Raw genomic sequence first — 19,722 nt, 5'->3', positions numbered from 1 at the left:
CGACCCGGAAGGCCCACCATGACGACCACCCCACCCGGGAACGACCCCGGGACCCCGATCCACGACCGGACGGCCGCCGCGGAGGGTCACGAGATCCGCCCCGGCGTCACCGTCCCCAGCTGGGCGGACACCACCCCGCTCGACGACGGTCGCGACGCCGACATCGGCGCCCCGGCCGACTCGCATGCGCCGCCGGTCGCCTCGCACCTGCCGCCGGCCGCTCCCGCCGACTCGCACCTGCCGCCGGCCGCCCCGGCAACCCCCACCGATACCGGCGACGACGGGTCGGACGCGAAGGCCACGGGGGACGCCGCGAAGGCCAAGGCGGACGCCGCGAAGGGCGCTGCGAAGGACACCGCTGCCGACGCGAAGGAACAGGCGTCGAAGGTCGCCGGCACCGCGAAGGAGCAGGCCCAGAACGTGGCGGCAGAGCTCAGCGACCACGCCAGGCAGATCTTCGGCGAGGCGAGCGGCAACCTCAAGGAGCAGGCGGCCGACCAGCAGCAGCGCGCGGCCGGCGGTCTCCGCAGCCTGAGCGACCAGCTCTCCCGCATGGCGGACAACGACGACGAGCAGGGCCTCGCGGCGCGCGTCGTGCGTGACCTGTCGGGTCGTGCGCACTCCGTCGCGGGGTACCTCGACGACCGTGACCCCGGTTCGCTCCTCGATGAGGTGAAGACCTTCGCCGCGAAGCGCCCGGGCACGTTCATCGCGATCGCCGCCGGCGCCGGCATCCTCGCCGGGCGCCTGACGAAGGCACTGACGGCCGAGGCGAAGCACGAGAAGGAGCACGCGCAGGAGCACGAGGCGGCCGCCGATCACGCGTCCCCGTCTCCGTCCCCGGACACGACGAGCGCCACCGGGGTGGGGACCGTCGCATGAGTCACACCGTCCCCGGTGCCGCACCGCGCGGTGAGCCGAGTCCCGAGGAACGCGCAGCCACCACCCCGCTCGGGGAACTGCTGTCCGACGTGTCACGCGACATCTCCACCCTCTTCCGGCAGGAGGTCGCCCTCGCGAAGGCCGAGCTGACCGACTCCGCGAAGAAGGCCGGCAAGGGCGCCGGGATGTTCGGCGGCGCCGGACTCACCGGGCTCTTCACGCTGCTGTTCCTGTCGATCGCCGCCTGGTGGGCCCTCGGGTACCTGGTGGGGAACGCCTGGTCCGCGCTGATCGTCGCCGGGGTCTACCTCATCGCGACGGCGATCCTCGCGATCCGCGGTCGCGCCGCGATCAAGGAGATCAAGGGTGCCCCGCAGACGGTCGAGACCGCCAAGGAAATCCCCGAAACACTCAAGCCGAACACCGGGAGGAAGCCATGAGCACCCCAGACGAGATCCGCGCCGAGATCGAGCGCACCCGCGGCGAACTGGGCGGAGACGTCGACGCGCTCGCCGACAAGGTGAACCCGTCCTCGATCGCCCATCGCCAGACCGAGAAGGTGAAGAGTCGCTTCCAGGACGTCCGCGAGTCCGTGATGGGTGCGGCGGGCTCCGCCAGGTCGAGCACGACCGGCGCGGCCGACTCCGCCAGGGACGCCGGCCAGCGAGCCGTCGGGAAGGCGAAGGGCAACGCGCTCGCCGTCGGTCTGATCGCGTTCGGTGCCGGCTGGCTCGCCTCGGCGCTCCTGCCCTCGTCGGACGGCGAGGAAGCGCTCGCCGGTGAGATCAAGGAGAAGGCGGCTCCGCTCGTCGACAAGGTCAAGGAGCAGGCGAAGGACGCCGGTTCGCAGCTGGGCGACGTCGCCAAGGAGCACGCGCAGGACCTCAAGGCGACGGCCCAGGACGCCGCGCAGACCGTCAAGGACGAGGCGCAGGGCGCCGCGTCCGACGTCAAGGACCACGCGCAGCAGTCCGCAGAGGACGTGCGCGGGGCCTGAGACCGGACCACAGGACGGACGGGAGGCCCGGTGCCAGCTGGCACCGGGCCTCCCGTCCGTCATCCGGTCGCCTCGCGCGGATCGCGCGACCGCCGGTGGGCGGGCGGCTGGGCGGCCGCTGAGGGTCTCGGAGTTCGCTGGAGGGATGCCTGCAGATCCCAGCACCGCGGTCCTGTTCGACATCGACGGCACCCTCGTCGACTCCAACTACGCCCACGTCGACGCCTGGTGGCGTGCCCTCCGGGCGGTCGGCGCCGGTGTGGACGCCTGGCGCGTGCACCGGGCGATCGGGATGGACTCCTCGCGCCTGCTGGACGAGCTGCTGCCGGACGCCTCGGAGGACGAGCGCGACACCGCGAAGCAGTACCACTCCGCGTACTACGCCGAGCACATGCCGCTGCTGAGCCCGCTGCCGGGAGCCCGGGCGCTGCTCGAGGCCGTGGCGTCACGCGGTCACGCGGTGGTGCTCGCGACGAGTGCGCCCGCGACGGAGCTCGAACGGCTGCGCCAGGTGCTCGACGTCGAGCAGTGGATCACCGCGGTGACGAGCTCCGAGGACGTGGACGAGGCCAAGCCGGCGCCCGGCATCATGCAGGTCGCGCTCAACCGGGTGGGGGTCGATCCCACGCGTGCCGTGATGGTCGGCGACGCGATGTGGGACGTCGAGGCGGCGTCCAAGGTCGGGATCCCGTGCGTGTCGGTGATGACCGGCGGCATCGGCGGTGACGAGCTGCGGGGAGCGGGCGCGGCCGCGGTGTACGACGACGCGGCTGCGCTGCTCGCCGGGCTCGACGGGTCCCCGATCGGGGCGCTGGGTGCGGGTGGGTCGGCCGGGTCGGCTGGTTCGGCTGGTTCGGCGGGATCGGCCGGGTCGGCCGGTTCGGCTGGTTCGGCTGGCTCGGCCGGTTCGGCGGCTCGCTCGTGACCGTCCGCGGGGTGGACCACGTCGGGCTCACGGTGCCGGACGTCGACGCCGCCACCGAGTTCCTCGCCGCAGCCTTCGACGCGGTCGTCCTCTACGACACGCTGCCCGCCGACGCACCTCCGAAGGGCGGACACGCGACGGACCGACGACTGGGCGTGCCGGACGGCGCCCGCGAGGTCCGGGTCCGGATGCTCGCGCTGCCGGACGGACCGGGCATCGAGCTGTTCGCGTTCGACGGCGCGCCGCAGCACGACCCCGCGGTGCCGACGGACCTCGGCTGGCAGCACCTCGCGCTGTACGTCGACGACCTCGACGCCACGCTCGACCGGGTCGTCACGGCCGGGGCCGTCGCGCTCGGTGTGCCGCGGCCGTTGCCGGGGCCGGAGGCCGGCGAGCGGAACCGGTTCGTGTACGTGCGGACGCCGTGGGGGAGCACCATCGAGCTGCTCACGTACCCGGACCCGCAGCCGTACGAGCAGTCCACCGACCGTCGGCGCTGGCACCCCTGACCGTTCGCTCGGGCGGGCTGTGTCCGGTCGGGCGGGCTGTGTCCGGTCGGGTTCGGCGGCGTCCGCTCGGTCGGGTTCGGCGGCGTCCGCTCGGCCGTGGGAGGATCGTCGATCGTGATCACGATCGAACGCGTCAGCTGGGACGACCCCCGCGGAGTCGTCCTCCGCGCCCGCATGGACGAGGAGATGCACGAGCGCTACGGCTCCGCCGCCGGCGACGAGGACCCCGCCGTCACCGAGGAACGGAACCGCGCACTCGCCGTCGACCCGTCCACCGTCATCACCTCGTTGCTCGCGATCGACGAGTCCGGTGACGCGGTCGGGCACATCGCCATCAGGCGTCTCCGGGACGAGGTCGAGCTGAAGCGCCTCATCGTGCTGTCCTCGGCGCGCGGGAAGGGCGCCGCGACCGCGCTGCTCGACGAGTGCGAGCGGGTCGGACGCGAGCAGGGGGCCGCACGGCTCATCCTGCAGACGGGTGACAAGCAGCCCGATGCGGTGGCTCTCTACGAGAAGACCGGCTGGCGCGCGATCCCGGTCTACGAGCCGTACGCGGCGACGATGCCGTGGTCGTTCTGCTTCGACAAGGCCCTGTAGCTGGGAACTCTCCTCAAAGGAATTGCACTCTTATGATCGGAGTGCAATTCTTGCTCGGTGAGCACGGCTGAACGCACCCGCACGCTGCGTCGACGCATGATCGTCGAGGCACGTCGGTCGACCGTGGACAACGGTCTGCACGGGTTCACGATCGAACAGCTCTGCGAGACCGTCGGCGTCTCCCGCCGCACGTTCTTCAACCACTTCGCGTCGAAGGAAGACGCCGTCCTCGGCATCGAGCTCAACGCGAACGTCGACATGCTGCTGGCGTACGCCCGCGGAGAGGTCGTCCCGGCGACCCTCGACCCGCTGACGTCCGTCGTCGCGCTCGCCGTCGAGCAGGTCCGCACCGTCGGGCTCGACCGCTCGGACGAAGCCCTGGTCCGCCGGGTCTTCGAGCGTGAACCCGCGCTGGTCGCCCGGTTCCTCTCGGCGACCGACGTGCAACTCGCCAAGGTCGCGGAAGCGGTGCGGGAGCGCTTCGGCTGGACCGTGCCCGACGACCCCCGCGCCCGGCTCGTCACCGAGTCCGCCGCCGGGCTGCTCCGCGTCACCGCCGCCGACTACTTCGACGACGACTTCGACGAGTCGACGGGTCCGCCGTTCGGCGAGTTGCTCACCACGAACCTCCGCCTCATGAGGGCGGCCATCTCCACCGGACAGGACGACACCCCATGAGCACCTCAGCGCCGCGCACCGCCAAGCGCGCACGCCCGGGCAGCGACGGACCACTGCTGCTGACCCAGCGCCGCATCTGGATCATCTTCTCCGCGCTCATCGCCGGGATGCTGCTCTCCAGCCTCGACCAGACCATCGTGTCGACCGCGATGCCGACCATCGTCGGTGACCTCGGCGGTGTCGCACACCAGGCGTGGATCACGACCGGGTACCTGCTGGCCTCCACGATCGTGATGCCGATCTACGGCAAGTTCGGTGACGTCATCGGGCGCCGCAACCTGTTCCTCGTCGCGATCGCACTGTTCACACTGGCGTCCCTCGGGTGCGCCATGTCGACCGACTTCTGGCAGTTCGTGGTGTTCCGCGCGCTCCAGGGCCTCGGTGGCGGCGGTCTGATGATCCTGTCGCAGGCGATCATCGCGGACATCGTCCCCGCGTCCGAGCGCGGCAAGTACCTCGGCCCGCTCGGCGCGATCTTCGGCCTGTCCGCCGTCGGTGGGCCGCTCCTCGGTGGCTTCTTCGTCGACCACATGACCTGGCACTGGGCGTTCTGGATCAACATCCCCGTGGGCATCGCGGCGTTCGCGGTGGCGTGGTTCGCGCTGACCCTGCCGAGCAAGAAGGCAACGAAGCGCATCGACGTCCTCGGTGTCGCCCTGCTCTCGGCGACCACGGCCTGCCTGGTGTTCTTCACCGAGTTCGGCGGCAACAGCGACCACGGCTGGGGTGCACTCGAGACCTGGGCATGGGGTGCTGGCTTCATCGTCGCCGCCGCGCTGTTCGTCCTGACCGAGGCGCGCGCGCAGGACCCGATCATCCCGCTGTCGTTCTTCCGGAACCGCACGTTCGTCACCGCCACGGCGATCGGCTTCGTGCTCGGGCTCGGCATGTTCGCCGCGATCGGCTTCGTCCCGACTTTCCTGCAGATGGCGTCCGGCACCTCGGCCGCCGTCTCCGGGCTCCTGATGCTGCCGATGATGGTCGGCCTGATGGGGACCTCGATCCTCTCCGGGACGCTCATCACGAAGACGGGCCGGTACCGGGCGTTCCCGATCATCGGCACCATCGTCGTCGGCCTGGCGATGCTCGGGATGACGACGCTCGCCGCCGCCACCCCGATCTGGCTGATCTGCGTGTACCTGTTCGTGTTCGGCGCCGGCCTCGGCCTGATCATGCAGGTCGTGGTCCTCGTCGCACAGAACGCCGTCGCGCCGGAGCACGTCGGCACGGCGACCTCGACGAACAACTACTTCCGCGAGGTCGGCGCCTCCCTCGGCGTCGCCGTCTTCGGCGCGATCTTCACCTCGCGCCTGACCGAGTCGCTGACCGACGTCTTCACGAGTGCCGGGGGCAGTGCCTCGCAGGCAGCGAGCGCGAGCTCGAGCATCGACCCGACCCAGCTCGCGAAGCTGCCCGAGGCGGTACAGGACGGCATCGTGAACGCCTACGCCGACTCGCTCTCCCCGGTGTTCTGGTACCTGCTGCCCTTCATCGCGGTGGCGCTCGTCCTGGCACTGTTCATCCCGCAGATGAAGCTCGCGGACGTGGCCGGCATGGTCGCCCGCGGCGAGGCAGTCGGTGGCGCCGAGGCCGACGAACTCGAGCGCGCGCAGCGCGGAGACGCCGACCGTCCGGCCGAGTCGGTCGGCTCCGGCACGGGGTCGGTCCCGACGGCGCGGCACGACGAGTAGTCGTCACCATCCACTGACGGGAGGCCCGGTGCCAGTTGGCACCGGGCCTCCCGTCCGTCCGTGGTCGCGTCCGCGCGCATGCGTCCGCGCCCCGACACCGCAGCGCTCGTTCGACTGGCGCCGTGTCGACTCGTGCGGACGCATCGTCCGCATACGCATGGTTCGACGCGGCAGAAGTCGTTCGACTGGCGCCGTGTCGACCCCTGCGGACGCATCGTCCGCGTGCATGCGTCCGCGCCTTCCGACACTGCAGCGCGCGTTCGACTGGCGCCGTGTCGACCCCTGTGGGCGCATCGTCCGCGCGCATGCGTCCGCACCTTCCGACACTGCAGCGCGCGTTCGACTGGCGCCGTGTCGACCCCTGTGGGCGCATCGTCCGCGTGTGCATGGTTCGACGCGGCAGAAGTCGTTCGACTGGCGCGGTGTCGACCCTTGCGGACGCATCGTCGGCGTGCGCATGGTTCGACGCGGCAGAGGTCGTTCGACCCGCGCCGTGTCGACCCTTGCGGACGCATCGTCCGCGCCCATGTGTCCGCACCTTCCGACACCGCAGCGCTCGTTCGACTGGTGCGGTGTCGACTCGTGCGGACGCATCGTCTACGTGTGCATGGTTCGACGCGGCAGAAGTCGTTCGACTGGCGCCGTGTCGAACCCCGCGTGCCGCCGCACCCGCGCAGCGCCCCGCGGCCCCGCGTGCCGCCGCACCCGCGCCAGCGCCCCGCGGCCCCGCGGCCCCGCGGCCGCCCGCGCCGGGCGCCTCAGGCGCCGGTACTCGCGCGGGGAATGAGCCTCGTGGGGAGCGACGGGGCCGGCGCCGAGGTGCCGTCGAGCATCGCGAGCAGCTGGAGCGCAGCGGCCCGACCGAGATCGGCGCCCGGGAGCGCCACGCTCGTCAGGGCCGGCGCGGTGACGGACGACGACGGCAGGTCGTCGAAGCCCGCGACGGCGAGACCCGCGGGAACGCCGATGCCTCGGGCAGCGGCGACACGGAGCACCCCGTACGCCAGGGTGTCGGCAGCGGCGACGACGGCCGTGACCCCCTCGGCGAGCCACGTGTCGACGACGGCGTCCACCGCGGCAGCGGCGGCGTCGATCGTCAGGTCGGCCTGGGCGCCGGTCTCCGACACCGCGATGCCCGCCGCGGCGCAGGCGTCCTCGAACAGGGACCGGCGGACGGCGAACGTCGTCGCCCGCGAGGTCCCGTCGAGGTACCCGACCCGACGGTGTCCGGCCGCAGCCAGGTGTGCGACGAGCGCGGAGACACCGGGGGAGAGGTCGTAGTTCACGGCGTCGGTGCCTCCCGGGGCGTCGAGCAGCACGACGGGGACGCTCGCGGACATCGACTCGCCCGCGGCCGGGGCGTCGACGAGGATCCCGGCGGGGCGGAGCCGCTCGAACCGCTTGACGTCGGCGTCGACCGGTTGCGCACCGCGCTCGGTGACCGAGAGCACCAGCTGGAAGCGGTCGCCGACGGTGTCCCGCACGCCGCGGATGACCTCGGCGAAGAACGGGTTCGACAGGTCCGGCGCGATGAGGACCACCAGGTCGCCGCTGCCCCGCGCCAGGGAGCTGGCGGCGTGGTCGACGACGTACCCGAGCTCCTCGACGGCGTCACGGACACGCGTGGCGATCGGCACGGAGACCCGCCCGCGGTCCTTGCCGTTCACGACGAGCGAGACCGTCGCGATGCTCGTCCCGGCGCGTTCGGCGACCATCGCCGCGGTGACGCGACGGGAGTTCGGAGGAGGGGGCGCCACGCGTCGATGCTACCGATCCGACCCGCCGGACTTGACGTCAAGCGTTTGATGCGGTGTGATGTCAAACGCTTGACGCGGCGTGCATGGCGCGTCAGGCCATCGACATCCCGGGTCGGACCCGGATCCCCAGCGAAGTGGAGCACCAGTGCCCGAGAAGATCATCCTCGACTGCGACCCCGGTCACGACGACGCCGTCGCGATCCTGCTCGCCCACGGCAACCCGGACATCGAGCTCCTGGCCGTGACCACCGTCGTCGGCAACCAGACGCTGCCGAAGGTCACCCGCAACGCCCTCGCGGTCGCCCGCATCGCCGGCATCACCGGTGTCCCGTTCGCCGCCGGCGCCGACCGCCCGATCCTCCGCCAGATCGAGGTCGCGCCGTCGATCCACGGCGAGAGCGGCCTGGACGGGCCGATGCTGCCCGAGCCCCCATTCGACCTGGACGAGCGGCACGCGGTCGACCTCATCATCGAGACCGTCATGGCGCACGAGCCCGGCACCGTCACGCTGGTGCCGACCGGCGGTCTGACGAACATCGCCCTCGCCGCGCGCAAGGAGCCCCGCATCGTCGAGCGCGTCAAGCAGGTCGTGCTGATGGGCGGCGGCGTGCACGTCGGCAACTGGAGCCCGGTCGCCGAGTTCAACATCGTGATCGACCCCGAGGCCGCCTCGATCGTCTTCGACGCCGGCTGGGACGTCGTCATGGTCGGCCTCGACCTGACGCACCAGGCCCTCGCCACCCCCGAGGTCGCCGCACGCATCGCCGCCGTCGGCACCGGCCCGGCCGCGTTCGTCGGCGAGCTGCTGGACTTCTTCGGCCAGACCTACAAGGACGCGCAGGGCTTCGACTCCCCGCCCGTGCACGACCCCTGCGCCGTCGCGTACGTCATCGACCCGACGATCGTCCGGGCCGTGAAGGTCCCGATCCACATCGAGACCCAGGGCACGCTGACGCTCGGCATGACCGTCGCCGACTTCCGCGCCCCCGCCCCGGAGGACTGCCGCACGAGCGCCGCGATGGAGCTCGACCACGGCCGCTTCTGGGACCTCGTCGTCGACGCCCTCGAGCGCATCGGCGAGACCCCCGACACCGGCTGGACCCCCCGCGCCGCCGCCACCGCCGTCGAAGCCGGCGCCACCGTCACCACCACGGAGATCTGAGAACCATGACCACCTCATCGACGAAGAAGTCGATCGGCGCACTCACCGCCGCGCTCCTCGCAGCCTGCATCGCGTTCCAGCTCAACGCGAGCATGCTCAGCCCCGCCCTGGTCACCATGGCGCGGGAGCTCAAGACCGACGACGCGACGATCGGGCTCTCGCAGACCCTGCACTTCACGCTCGCCGCGCTCTTCTCGCTGTTCCTGCCGCGCCTGTCCGACATCGTCGGCCGCAAGCGCGTGCTGATCGGCATGCTCGCGGTGATGCTCGTCGGCAGCATCGTGGCCGCGCTCGCGGTCAACGTGCCGATGCTCTTCGCCGGCCGCATCATCCAGGGCGTCACCGGCCCGGTCGTCCCGATCTGCCTGCTCGTGCTCCGCAACGAGATCGCCGACCCGAAGCGCTACGGCGCCGCGCTCGGCCTGCTCACCGCGGTGAACGGCGGCATCGCCGGGATCGACTCGCTCGCCGGCGGCTGGATCGCCACGAACTTCGGCTTCCGCGGGATCTTCTGGGTGATCGCCGTCGTCACGGTCATCGCGCTCGGGATGGTGGCCGTCTGGGGCGTCGAGTCGAAGCCGTCCGTCGGCACGCGGATGGACTGGATCGGCGTCGTGCCGCTGGTCGTCTCCGTCGGTGCGCTGCTGACCGCCTTCAACGAGGCGGGCAAGCTCGGTGCCGCCAACCCGGTCCTCGTCGTCGGCGGGATCGTGGTCGCGCTCGCGGCCTTCGCCGTGTTCTGGGCGGTCGAGTCCCGCGTGAAGGAGCCCCTGGTCGAAACCCGGTTCCTGAAGCGTCGGGCGACGTGGGCGCTCCTCGCGACGACGTTCCTCACCATGACGGGCGTCTTCGCCGTCGTGAACGGACTCGTCACGAGCCTCGCGCAGAACCACGACGCCGGGTTCGGGATGGAGGCCGACCTCGCCTCGCTCGTGTTCCTCACGCCGTACGCGCTGGTCGGCTGGATCGTCGGCCCGTTCGCCGGCCGCCTCGCCCCGACCATCGGGTACCGGGCGATCCTGCGCGTCGGGCTGGTCGGCAGCATCGTCGCCACGCTCCTCATGGCGTTCGTCGGGGTGCACTCGCTCCCCGTGCTGGTCGCCGCGACCGTGCTCATCGGCATCACCTACGCCGGCATCGCGAACATCATCCTGAACGGCCTCGGCATCGTGCTGTCCCCGGAGTCGAACCCCGGCTTCCTGCCCGGCCTGAACGCGGGCGCCTTCAACCTCGGCGCCGGTGTCAGCTTCGCCGTGCTGCCGGCCCTGCAGATCGCCCTCGGCGTCGGCGGGTCAGCGGGGACCGCCGGCTACTCGGGTGGCATGCTGCTCGGTGCCGTGATCACCATCGCCGCGCTCGCCGTCTCGTTCCTGATCCCCCGTCCGGAGAGCGCCGAGACCACGTCCGTGGCCCCGCAGAAGGAGACCGTCCGTTGACCGACACCATCGTGATCGTCGGGTCGCTGAACGCGGACCTGGTGGTCCGCACCGACCGCTTCCCGAAGCCCGGTGAGACCCTGCACGGGTCCGACCTCGCCACACTCCCCGGGGGCAAGTCCGCCAACCAGGCGGTGGCCGCCGGGAGGCTCGGGGGCACGGTGCGCATGATCGGTGCGGTCGGCGACGACGGGAACGGTGCGCTGCTCCGCGACTCCGTCGCGGCTGCCGGTGCGGACACGACGCACGTCGCCGTCCGGGAGGGGGTCGCCACCGGCACCGCCGTCATCACCGTGGACGCGCAGGGGGAGAACACCATCGTGATCTCCGGCGGCGCGAACGCCACGCTGACGCCGGACGACGTCCCCGCCGACGCCTTCACGGGTGCCGCGGTGCTCGGGCTCTGCCTCGAGGTCTCCATCGACGTGGTGCTCGCCGCCGCCCGGGCCGCGCACGACGCCGGTGTCACGGTCCTGACGAACCTGTCCCCGTTCGGCGACGTGCCCCGCGAGCTCCTCGACCTCACCGACGTGCTGCTGGTGAACGAGCACGAGGCCGCCGAGCTCGGCGACCACGGTGTCGCCCGCTCGATCGTCACCCGGGGCGGCGACGGCAGTGTCGTGCACGACGGCGACGCCGACCCCGTCGAGGTCCCGGCGATCCCGGTGCAGGCCGTGGACACCACGGGGTGCGGCGACGCCTTCATGGGTGCCGTGGCGCTCCGGCTCGCCGCGGGCGACTCGCTCGTCGACGCCGCGCGGTACGCCGCCGGTGTCGGCGCGTACGCCGCCACCGGAGCCGGGGCACAGGCGTCCTACCCGACCACGGACCAGCTGGATGCGTTCCTGCGGGCGTGAGCCGGGCCTCCGTCCCGGTATCTTGCGTGCATGCGCGTGGGAGTCCTCGACATCGGGTCCAACACCGGCCACCTCCTGGTGGTCGACGCCCACGGCGGCGCGGCGCCGCTGCCGGCGTCGTCGTACAAGCAGCCGCTCCGGCTCGCCGAGCACCTCGACGAGCACGGGGCGGTCACGCGGTTCGGTATCGACGCCCTCACCGACTTCGTCGCCGAGTCGGTGCGGGTCGCCGAGGAACGCGGCTGCGAGGACATGCTCGGGTTCGCGACCTCGGCCGTGCGTGACGCCGTGAACTCCGAGGCCGTGCTCGCCCACGTCGAGGACCGCACGGGCGTCGAACTCGCCGTGCTCTCGGGCTCGGACGAGGCCCGGTTGACGTTCCTGGCGGTGCGCCGCTGGTTCGGCTGGTCCGCCGGTCGGCTGGCCGTGTTCGACATCGGCGGCGGCTCGCTCGAGATCGCCGGCGGGGCGGACGAGGCCCCCGACGTCGCGTGGTCGATGCCGATCGGTGCGGCACGGCTCGCCCGGTCGTTCTTCGCGTCCGGGACCCCGACCGCCGACGACGTCCGCCGGATCCGCCACGAGATCCGCGTCGAGATCGCGCGGGACGCCGGCAAGCTGCTGCGGTCCGGTGCGCCGGACCGAGCCGTGGCGACCTCGAAGACGTTCCGCTCGATCGCGCGGATCTGCGGGGCGGCGCCGTCCGGGGCCGGGCCGCTCGTGCCGCGCTCGCTCGACGGCGCGGTCCTGCGCGAGCGGCTGCCCTCGCTGCTGACGATGTCGGTCGACGAGCTCGCGACGCTCCCGGGGGTGTCCGTCAGCCGGGCGCACCAGATCGTCCCCGGCGCGCTCGTCGCGGAAGCGTGCCTGGACATCTTCGACCTGCCGGCGCTGGAGATCTGCCCGTGGGCACTCCGCGAGGGCGTGATCCTGGAGCGGCTCGACCAGTTGTCCGTGCTCGGAGCTTGACCATTCTGGTCACAACATGACCATAATGGTCACATGAGTCGAACGCTGCCGCCGCGCATCCCCGTCACCTCCGCCGTCCTCTGGCTGCTCGCCGGGGTCGGCTGGCTGACCGGGGAAGCCGTCACCGCATCGGCCTTCCCGGCGTACAGCTACGCGACGAACTACATCTCCGACCTCGGCGTGCCCGACGTCGGGTCGTTCCAGGGCCGGGCGATCGACTCCCCGCTGAGTGCCGTCATGAACACGACGTTCATCGGGCATGGGGTGCTCTTCGCGCTCGCCGGACTCCTCGCCGCCCGCGCCGCCCGGTCGGTGTCGCACCGTGCCTGGCGGGTCGTGGCCGTGCTCGCGGTCGCGCACTTCGTCGGCATCACCCTGGTCGGGCTCTTCCACGGCAGCCAGGCGAGCGCAGACGACGGTGCGATCGTCCTGCACGTGCTCGGGGCCGCCGTCGCGATCGTCAGCGGCAACGTCGTCGCGATCGTGGCGGGGGCGTCGTCCCGTGCCGTCGGGGCACCGAGGGCCTACCGGGTCGCCAGCGTCGTGCTCGGCATCGTCGGCATCGTGTCCCTGGTGATGCTCCTGGTGGACTCGGGCTCCACCGCGATCACCGTGTTCCCCGACGGCGTGTGGGAGCGTGCGTCGGTGTACACGATCGTGGCGTGGGAGCTCCTGTCCGGTGCGGTCCTGCTCGCCGGCGTGCTCCGCCGACGGGCCGGGGTGCGCGCATGACCCGCGCGGGCGACCGGGCTGCGCGCGGCCGCGGTCGGCAGACCAGTGCCGAGATCGAGCGCGACCTGCTCGACATCACCGCTGGGCTCATCGCCCGGCGCGGCATCAAGGACACCGCGGTCCAGGCCGTCGCGGACCAGGCCGGGTACTCCAAGGCCGCGGTCCTCGCACGGTTCGCCAGCAAGGACGCGCTCGTCGCCGCCGCGGTCCGGCGGTGCATCGAGCAGACGGAGGCGATCCGTGACGCGGTCACCGGCGTCGCGGCCGGCCCGGGACGGGATGCCGCTGCCCTGGCGGCCGTCACCGACCTGGCGCTCGAACGGCCGGGGTGGGCGGAGTTCGCGCTGGCGGGCCTCGCCCTCCGTCGGGGCGACGACCTGAGCGAGCGCCTCGAGCCCATGGGCGCAGCACTCCTGGGCATGTTCGACATCGACATCGAGGACGCCGCAGCGGTCACGCTCGACCGTCGGGCCCGGGTGACGGGTGCGTTCGGCGCGGTCATCGTGCTCTCGCTCACCTACGAGACCGAGGCCTCGCCGGAACAGGCGCGTCCGGTCCTGCTCGACGTCGGGTGGAGCACCCTCGGCCATGGCGGGGCGCCCCCGGCGCGCTGAGGTCTACCGGCGCCTCGGCGGGGCGAGCAGCCACGGTCGGATCATCCGGGTGACGAACGGCAGCACCCAGAACGTCATGATCGGCGTGAGCACGAGCGTCGTGATGAGCACCCGGGGCAGCGCCGCGAGGCCCGCGAACGACGGCACGAGCAGCCCGACCAGGATCGTGAACACGAGGTTCACCGGGAAGAACCCGAGCCAGATGCTCACCGCCTGCTTCCACCGCGGGGGAGCGCTCGAGGACGGGGCGTCCTGCGGGACGTCGAACCACCCCTCGATGCCGGTGCGCTTCTCGACGCGGGACTCCACCACGAGGTCACGGCCGAGGTCGAGCCACCGCAGCCGGTCGTCGGAGTTCTCCCACGTCGACAGGGAGTCGTGGTCCGCGAACCGGTAGAGCATGTGCCACTCGCGGGACTGCGCGCGGGAGCGGACCCATCCGGAGCCGAGGAACCCGGGGTAGCGGTTCGCCAGGTTCACGCCGGACTGCACCCAGCGGGTGACCTCGGGGATGCGGTCGGGTTCGACCAGGCGGGTGATCGAGACGGTGACGGGTGGGCCATCGGTCGCGGGTGGCGACGACAAGGCCCCAGGCTCTTCTGGAGTCATGGGACCAGTCTCGCGGATCCGTGTTTCACGCTCGTGACACGGCCGGGCTAGCTCGCCTTCTTCTTCGCTGCGGTCTTCGTGGCGGGCTTCTTCGCCGGGGCCTTCTTCGCCGCCACGGACTTCGCCGGAGCCTTCTTCGCCGCCGTGGACTTCGTGGCGGACGCCGACTTCGTGTCGGAACCCGACGTGCCGGACGCGGACCCGGACGAACGCGAGCCAGACGACGAACGCGACCCGGAGCCTCCCGTCCGCTTCTTGTCCACGGACGCCCGCAGGGCGGCCATCAGGTCGATGACGTCGCCGCCCTCGTCGTCGGACTCGGGCTGCTCACCGAACGTCTTTTCGGTGTCGATGTCGTCGCCGGACTCGAGCTTGGCGTCGATGAGCTGCTGCAGCTCGACCTGGTACTCGTCGGTGTAGCGGTCCGGGTCGAAGTCCGTCGACATGCTCTCGACGAGCGACGACGACATCTTCAGCTCGTTCGCGCTCACCTTCACCGAGGTGTCGAGCGCCTTGAAGTCGGCCGCGCGGACCTCGTCGCCCCAGAGCAGCCCCTGCAGGAGCAGGACGTCGTCGTGCACCCGGAGCACCCCGAGTCGGGTCTTCTGCCGCAGCGTGAACTGCACGATCGCGAGACGGTCGGTCTCCTCGAGCGTCTTCCGGAGCAGGACGTAGGCCTTGGGGGAGCGGGAGTCCGGCTCCAGGTAGTACGTCTTCTCGAACATCATCGGGTCGACCTGGTCGACCGGCACGAACTCGAGCACCTCGATCTCGTGCGACTGCTCCTGCGGGAGCTTCTTGAAGTCGTCGGCGGTGAGCACCACCGTCTTCTCGCCGTCGTCGTACGCGCGCTCGATGTCGGCGTACTCGACCTCGTGCCCGAGCTCGCAGACACGCTTGTAGCGGATGCGTGCCTTGTCCTCGTCGTGGACCTGGTGCATCGAGACGTCGTGCGTCTCCGTGGCGGCGTAGACCTTGATCGGCACGTTGACCAGCCCGAACGCGATGGAGCCCTTCCAGATCGACCTCATGGGCACATGATGCCCGTGTCCAGCCGGTCGCGTGCGGATCTCCGGGCGATCCGGAGGCTGCGGGGAGCGGACGCCGTCCGTGCCGAGCGGTACCGTCGGGCACATGGCGGGGCACCGGGGAGACGTCGATCGGGGTGCCCTGTGGCGGCTCGCACTCGCCGCGGTGTCCGGACCCGCGGTGTGGCTGGCCATCGGGCTCCTCTACGGCGCGGTCGGCCACGACCCGTCTGCCGGGTTCCTGATCGGCGGCGCCGTCGTCCTCCTCGTGCTCGCCCCGGTCGGGACGTGGTGGGGATGGCAGCGCCGCGGCGGACGGCTCGCGGTGGTCGAGACCCGGCAGTGGATCAGGAGCGGTACCGTCCCGGACGACGTCCCCGATGCTGTCTGGCGGCCGCGTGTGGCCCAGCGGCAGGACGACCTGACGATGGGACTCGTCGCCGCGGCGCTGGGCGTGGTGATCGTGGCGCTGAGCGTGGGGTCGGCCGTCACGGGGTCGCCGACGGCGTGGATCAGTGCGGCGATCTGGACCGAGCTCGCGACGCAGCAGGCCGCGACGTGGGCGCGGTGGCGCCGGCCGGTCGCGGCGCTGCTGGCACGCCGTCCTGCCGTCGTCCACAGCGAGGTTCCTCGGGACGTTCCTCCACAGGAGTCCTCGAACTGAACCGCCGCGCGGCCTCCGCGAGCACGATGGGCGCATGAGCCAGCTCGACAAGGACGACCCGCGGACGAAGTACGCGCGCCCGCCGTTCCCCGCGCAGACGCAGCAGGGGTCGGGGCGCGCGAGCGAGATGGACCCGCCACCGGACCACGGCGAGACGAGCTACCTCGGCACCGGGCGGATGCCCGGCTACCGGGTGCTCGTCACGGGGGCCGACTCGGGGATCGGCCGCGCGGTGGCGATCGCGATGGCGAAAGAGGGCGCGGACGTCGCCCTGAACGCCCTGCCCGAGGAGATCGACGACCTGACCGAGGTGCGCGACCACATCGCGGACCTCGGACGGAACGTCGTGATGCTGCCGGGCGACCTCACCGACGAGGACTTCTGCACCGAGCTGGTGCGCACCGCCGTCAGCGAGCTCGGTGGACTCGACGCGCTCGTGCTGGTCGCCGGCGCCCAGCAGGTGCACGAGGACGTCACCGAGCAGTCCACGGCGGACTTCGACCGCACCATGAAGACCAACGTGTACGCCATGTTCTGGCTGGTCCGAGCCGCAGTGCCGCACATGGCGCCCGGCAGCGCGATCGTGACGACGAGCTCGGTGTCCGCGTACGAACCGCAGGGCCGGATGATCGACTACGCGGCCACGAAGGCGGCGATCATCACGTACACGAACGGGCTGGCGCGACAGCTCGCGGCGAAGGGCATCCGGGCGAACACGGTGGTGCCGGGGCCGGTGTGGACACCCCTGCAGCCGATCAGCTACCCGGGCGACGAGATCGCGGCCTACGGGCAGGGCACGCCGTTCGGCCGTCCGGCACAGCCCGTGGAACTCGGCAGCGCATACGTCTACCTGGCCGGGCCGGAGTCGTCCTACACGTCCGGCACGACGCTGACGGTGGCGGGAGCGACCGGGGTGGCGCTGTGAGTCCGGCCCGTCCGAGCACCGCCGCCCGGAAGACCACGGTGCTCGTCGGGGACCGTCGGCTCGCGCTGACCAACCTCGACAAGGTGCTCTACCCGGAGACGGGCACCACGAAGGGGCGGGTGATCGAGTACTACGAGCGGGTCGCCCCGTGGATGATCCCGCACGTCAAGGACCGCCCGGTCACCCGGAAGCGGTGGGCGAACGGCGTCGACGGCAAGGTGTTCTTCGAGAAGAACCTGCCGGACTCCGCGCCGGACTGGGTCCGGCACCACACGATCCAGCACTCCGAGCACGACAACGAGTACCCGATCGTCGACGACCTGCCGACGCTGGTCTGGATGGCGCAGCAGGCCGCGCTCGAACTCCACGTGCCGCAGTGGCGCTTCGGCCCGCGCGGTGGCCAGCAGAACCCGGACCGGCTGGTCCTCGACCTCGACCCCGGTGACGGCGTGGGCCTCGCCGAGTGCGTCGAGGTGGCGGTCGCCGCACGAGAACTCCTGCAGGGCATGGGCCTCGAGCCGTACCCGGTGACGTCGGGGTCGAAGGGCATCCACCTGTACGCCGCACTCGACGGCCGGTCCGCCACGAACCACGTGTCCGAGGTCGCCCACGAACTCGCGAAGGCACTCGAACAGGACATGCCCGACCTGGTCCTGTCCTCGATGAGCCGTGCCGAGCGCACGGGGAAGGTGTTCGTCGACTGGTCGCAGAACAACGGCAACAAGACGACGATCGCGCCGTACTCGCTGCGCGGTCGCCAGCAACCGACCGTCGCGGCGCCGCGCACGTGGAAGGAGCTCACGGAGAAGGGTCTCGCCCAGCTGACCCTGGACGAGGTCCTCGAGCGGGTGGACGACCGCGGCGACTTCCTGCACCCGGTGGCGGCGGCGTCGCTGGCCGTCGGCCGGGCCGACGACGGACACTGGGACAGCGACCGGACGAAGCAGGCCAACGAGTCCGAACGACAGGAACGGACGCACGACCACGGGGACGACCGGCTGTCGACCTACCGCGCGAAGCGCGATGCGTCGAAGACCCCCGAACCCGTCCCGCAGGACGCCCCGACCGTGCGACAGGACGGCACGCCGACCTTCGTCATCCAGGAGCACCACGCCACACGGGACCACTACGACTTCCGGCTCGAGCACGACGGCGTGCTCGTCAGCTGGGCGCTGCCGAAGGGCGAGCCGACGGACCCGGGGAAGAACCACCTCGCGGTGATGACCGAGGACCACCCGCTCGAGTACGGCGGCTTCGAGGGCACGATCCCGAAGGACGAGTACGGCGGCGGGACCGTCACGATCTGGGACGACGGCACCTACGAGCTCGAGAAGTGGCGAGAGGGCGAAGAGGTCATCGTCACGCTGCACGGCCGGACGCACGGCAACCGCCGGCTCGCGCTCCTGCACACCCGCGGACGGGGGCGCGGCCGTGAGGGGGACGAGAAGAACTGGCTCATCCACCTGACGAAGGACCAACCCGACGCCACCGCGGAGCCCACGGGGACGACGCCCGCGCCCCGACCCCGGAGCGGGCACGGGCACGATGACGGCCGCGAGCGCATCTCCGGTGCCGCTGCCGCATCGACCGACCCCGTCGAGCGCCGCACCATGCAGGCGACCCTGGCGAAGGGCGAACCCCGGCTCGGCGCGGATGAATGGGCGTTCGAGATGAAGTGGGACGGTGTCCGGGCGCTCGCGACGGTCCGGGACGGCACGGTCTCGCTCCGCAGCCGGAACGGCAACGACCTCACGGCGCAGTACCCGGAACTCCAGGAGCTCGGCGAGCGGGCCGGCGTCGACGGGGTCTTCGACGGTGAGGTCGTGGCGCTCGACGACCGCGGGCGGCCGAGCTTCCAGCTGCTGCAGAACCGGATGGGACTGACCAAGAAGCGCGAGGTCGATGCTGCGCGGGAACGCACGCCGGTCCGGTTCCTGCTCTTCGACGTGCTCGAGGCGGACGGCCACGAGCTGACCCGGCTGGCGTACGACAACCGCCGCGAAGCCCTCGAGACCGTGGTCGAGCCGGGCGGGGCGATCGACGTCCCGAAGGCGTACCAGGGCGACCTCGACCGCGCGATGGCGGACTCGAAGGCCGAGGGGCTCGAGGGCGTCGTGGCGAAGAAGCGCTCCTCTCGCTACGCCGAGGGCCGTCGTTCCGAAGCCTGGCTCAAGCTGAAGCACCACGCCACACAAGAGGTCGTGGTCGCCGGATGGAAGCCCGGCAGCGGCCGACGTGAGGGCGGCGTCGGCTCACTGCTCCTCGGGATCCCCGGGGACGACGGGCTGCAGTACGTCGGGAAGGTCGGCACCGGGTTCCGCGACCGCGACCTCGACGAGATCGCCGACGTCCTCGCGCCGCTCGAGCGGAAGACGTCCCCGTTCGTCGACGTGCCCCGACCGGACGCCCGGGATGCCCACTGGGTCACGCCGAAGCGCGTCGGGGAGGTCGAGTTCGCGGAGTGGACGGCGGACGGTCGGCTGCGGCAGCCGTCGTGGCGGGGCTGGCGCACCGACAAGTCGCCGGAGGACGTCGTCCGAGAGTGAGCGCGCACTCGACCCATGCATCCGCATGAGGTCCGCTGGAGGCGAACTTCCGTCCCCCGTCCCGCTGTCGGCCGGGGGACGAATCCCTGACGATCACTGAGGAAAACGTGCCTGACTGTTACGTTCCTCGGGACGAAAGGGTGC

General features: G+C 71.6%; 20 protein-coding genes. 17 read left to right on the top strand and 3 right to left on the bottom strand.

The genetic code is table 11. The features are described from left to right. Nucleotides 1–18: 18 nt before the first annotated feature. The 8 genes from ACIPJY_RS06450 (at nt 19) to ACIPJY_RS06415 (ending at nt 6,279) form a co-directional block, all read left to right on the top strand. Nucleotides 19–882: a hypothetical protein gene (locus ACIPJY_RS06450; RefSeq protein ID WP_400466438.1), complete on the top strand. Its 864-nt coding sequence runs from the start codon at nt 19–21 to the stop codon at nt 880–882. Then, nucleotides 879–1,322 (top strand): phage holin family protein, encoded by a 444-nt coding sequence (locus ACIPJY_RS06445; protein ID WP_400466441.1) that lies wholly within the window; start codon nt 879–881, stop codon nt 1,320–1,322. The genes ACIPJY_RS06450 and ACIPJY_RS06445 overlap by 4 nt, the downstream gene beginning before the upstream one ends. Continuing rightward, entirely contained in the window at nt 1,319–1,879 is a 561-nt protein-coding gene (locus ACIPJY_RS06440) for a DUF3618 domain-containing protein (RefSeq protein ID WP_400466443.1), read from the top strand. The genes ACIPJY_RS06445 and ACIPJY_RS06440 overlap by 4 nt, the downstream gene beginning before the upstream one ends. Before the next feature lie 145 nt (nt 1,880–2,024). Then, nucleotides 2,025–2,804: an HAD family hydrolase gene (locus ACIPJY_RS06435; protein WP_400466446.1), complete on the top strand. Its 780-nt coding sequence runs from the start codon at nt 2,025–2,027 to the stop codon at nt 2,802–2,804. Between the two features lie 11 nt (nt 2,805–2,815). Next, a complete protein-coding gene (locus ACIPJY_RS06430) occupies nt 2,816–3,313 on the top strand; it encodes a VOC family protein (RefSeq protein WP_400466449.1) in 498 nt (165 codons plus the stop codon). A gap of 114 nt (nt 3,314–3,427) precedes the next feature. Next, nucleotides 3,428–3,910 carry a GNAT family N-acetyltransferase gene (locus ACIPJY_RS06425; protein ID WP_400466451.1) on the top strand — a complete coding sequence of 161 codons (483 nt, stop codon included), beginning with the start codon at nt 3,428–3,430 and terminating at the stop codon, nt 3,908–3,910. 57 nt (nt 3,911–3,967) lie between these two features. Next, on the top strand, nt 3,968–4,588 hold the full coding sequence (locus ACIPJY_RS06420; protein WP_400466453.1) for a TetR/AcrR family transcriptional regulator: 621 nt from the start codon (nt 3,968–3,970) through the stop codon (nt 4,586–4,588). After that, entirely contained in the window at nt 4,585–6,279 is a 1,695-nt protein-coding gene (locus ACIPJY_RS06415; protein WP_400466455.1) for an MDR family MFS transporter, read from the top strand. Before ACIPJY_RS06420 ends, ACIPJY_RS06415 begins: the two co-directional genes overlap by 4 nt. A 758-nt stretch (nt 6,280–7,037) precedes the next feature. Here the strand turns inward: ACIPJY_RS06415 and ACIPJY_RS06410 are convergent. After that, nucleotides 7,038–8,036: a LacI family DNA-binding transcriptional regulator gene (locus ACIPJY_RS06410; protein WP_400466458.1), complete on the bottom strand. Its 999-nt coding sequence runs from the start codon at nt 8,034–8,036 to the stop codon at nt 7,038–7,040. A gap of 145 nt (nt 8,037–8,181) precedes the next feature. Here ACIPJY_RS06410 and ACIPJY_RS06405 point away from each other — a divergent pair, with 145 nt between their 5' ends. From ACIPJY_RS06405 to ACIPJY_RS06380, 6 genes are read left to right on the top strand one after another with little or no spacing between them, the layout of a single operon-like run. Continuing rightward, nucleotides 8,182–9,198, top strand: coding sequence for a nucleoside hydrolase (locus ACIPJY_RS06405; protein WP_400466461.1), 1,017 nt, complete (start codon nt 8,182–8,184; stop codon nt 9,196–9,198). Between the two features lie 5 nt (nt 9,199–9,203). After that, nucleotides 9,204–10,634 (top strand): MFS transporter, encoded by a 1,431-nt coding sequence (locus ACIPJY_RS06400; RefSeq protein WP_400466464.1) that lies wholly within the window; start codon nt 9,204–9,206, stop codon nt 10,632–10,634. After that, nucleotides 10,631–11,491 carry a ribokinase gene (locus tag ACIPJY_RS06395; RefSeq protein WP_400466467.1) on the top strand — a complete coding sequence of 287 codons (861 nt, stop codon included), beginning with the start codon at nt 10,631–10,633 and terminating at the stop codon, nt 11,489–11,491. The genes ACIPJY_RS06400 and ACIPJY_RS06395 overlap by 4 nt, the downstream gene beginning before the upstream one ends. Before the next feature lie 30 nt (nt 11,492–11,521). Beyond that, nucleotides 11,522–12,460: a Ppx/GppA family phosphatase gene (locus ACIPJY_RS06390; RefSeq protein WP_400466469.1), complete on the top strand. Its 939-nt coding sequence runs from the start codon at nt 11,522–11,524 to the stop codon at nt 12,458–12,460. 33 nt (nt 12,461–12,493) lie between these two features. Beyond that, nucleotides 12,494–13,192, top strand: coding sequence for a DUF998 domain-containing protein (locus tag ACIPJY_RS06385; RefSeq protein ID WP_400466472.1), 699 nt, complete (start codon nt 12,494–12,496; stop codon nt 13,190–13,192). Then, complete coding sequence (locus ACIPJY_RS06380) at nt 13,189–13,806, top strand: TetR/AcrR family transcriptional regulator (protein WP_400466475.1); 618 nt, start codon at nt 13,189–13,191, stop codon at nt 13,804–13,806. Before ACIPJY_RS06385 ends, ACIPJY_RS06380 begins: the two co-directional genes overlap by 4 nt. Before the next feature lie 3 nt (nt 13,807–13,809). On the opposite strand, the gene ACIPJY_RS06375 is transcribed toward ACIPJY_RS06380, so the two are convergent. Both ACIPJY_RS06375 and ACIPJY_RS06370 read right to left on the bottom strand, forming a co-directional pair. Further along, nucleotides 13,810–14,415: an antibiotic biosynthesis monooxygenase gene (locus tag ACIPJY_RS06375; RefSeq protein WP_400466478.1), complete on the bottom strand. Its 606-nt coding sequence runs from the start codon at nt 14,413–14,415 to the stop codon at nt 13,810–13,812. Between the two features lie 47 nt (nt 14,416–14,462). Beyond that, entirely contained in the window at nt 14,463–15,446 is a 984-nt protein-coding gene (locus tag ACIPJY_RS06370; RefSeq protein WP_400466481.1) for a Ku protein, read from the bottom strand. A 103-nt stretch (nt 15,447–15,549) separates the two neighbouring features. Here ACIPJY_RS06370 and ACIPJY_RS06365 point away from each other — a divergent pair, with 103 nt between their 5' ends. The 3 genes from ACIPJY_RS06365 to ACIPJY_RS06355 are packed head-to-tail and all read left to right on the top strand — an operon-like array spanning nt 15,550 to nt 19,578. After that, nucleotides 15,550–16,107, top strand: coding sequence for a hypothetical protein (locus tag ACIPJY_RS06365; protein WP_400466484.1), 558 nt, complete (start codon nt 15,550–15,552; stop codon nt 16,105–16,107). A 34-nt stretch (nt 16,108–16,141) separates the two neighbouring features. Then, nucleotides 16,142–17,032: an SDR family oxidoreductase gene (locus tag ACIPJY_RS06360; RefSeq protein WP_400466487.1), complete on the top strand. Its 891-nt coding sequence runs from the start codon at nt 16,142–16,144 to the stop codon at nt 17,030–17,032. Then, complete coding sequence (locus ACIPJY_RS06355) at nt 17,029–19,578, top strand: ATP-dependent DNA ligase (RefSeq protein WP_400466490.1); 2,550 nt, start codon at nt 17,029–17,031, stop codon at nt 19,576–19,578. Before ACIPJY_RS06360 ends, ACIPJY_RS06355 begins: the two co-directional genes overlap by 4 nt. Nucleotides 19,579–19,722 lie beyond the last annotated feature (144 nt).

Source organism: Curtobacterium sp. NPDC090223 (genome assembly GCF_044746585.1).
In the GTDB taxonomy this organism is placed as follows: Bacteria; Actinomycetota; Actinomycetes; order Actinomycetales; family Microbacteriaceae; genus Curtobacterium.
This window is presented reverse-complemented; position numbering and strand designations above follow the sequence as displayed.

Coding starts and splice junctions, on each gene's coding strand:
- ACIPJY_RS06390 (WP_400466469.1), top strand. CDS start 11,522: ATGCGCGTGGGAGTCCTCGACATCGGGTCCAACACCGGCCACCTCCTG.
- ACIPJY_RS06435 (WP_400466446.1), top strand. CDS start 2,025: ATGCCTGCAGATCCCAGCACCGCGGTCCTGTTCGACATCGACGGCACC.
- ACIPJY_RS06445 (WP_400466441.1), top strand. CDS start 879: ATGAGTCACACCGTCCCCGGTGCCGCACCGCGCGGTGAGCCGAGTCCC.
- ACIPJY_RS06440 (WP_400466443.1), top strand. CDS start 1,319: ATGAGCACCCCAGACGAGATCCGCGCCGAGATCGAGCGCACCCGCGGC.
- ACIPJY_RS06415 (WP_400466455.1), top strand. CDS start 4,585: ATGAGCACCTCAGCGCCGCGCACCGCCAAGCGCGCACGCCCGGGCAGC.
- ACIPJY_RS06380 (WP_400466475.1), top strand. CDS start 13,189: ATGACCCGCGCGGGCGACCGGGCTGCGCGCGGCCGCGGTCGGCAGACC.
- ACIPJY_RS06360 (WP_400466487.1), top strand. CDS start 16,142: ATGAGCCAGCTCGACAAGGACGACCCGCGGACGAAGTACGCGCGCCCG.
- ACIPJY_RS06450 (WP_400466438.1), top strand. CDS start 19: ATGACGACCACCCCACCCGGGAACGACCCCGGGACCCCGATCCACGAC.
- ACIPJY_RS06370 (WP_400466481.1), bottom strand. CDS start 15,446: ATGAGGTCGATCTGGAAGGGCTCCATCGCGTTCGGGCTGGTCAACGTG.
- ACIPJY_RS06365 (WP_400466484.1), top strand. CDS start 15,550: ATGGCGGGGCACCGGGGAGACGTCGATCGGGGTGCCCTGTGGCGGCTC.
- ACIPJY_RS06400 (WP_400466464.1), top strand. CDS start 9,204: ATGACCACCTCATCGACGAAGAAGTCGATCGGCGCACTCACCGCCGCG.
- ACIPJY_RS06385 (WP_400466472.1), top strand. CDS start 12,494: ATGAGTCGAACGCTGCCGCCGCGCATCCCCGTCACCTCCGCCGTCCTC.
- ACIPJY_RS06375 (WP_400466478.1), bottom strand. CDS start 14,415: ATGACTCCAGAAGAGCCTGGGGCCTTGTCGTCGCCACCCGCGACCGAT.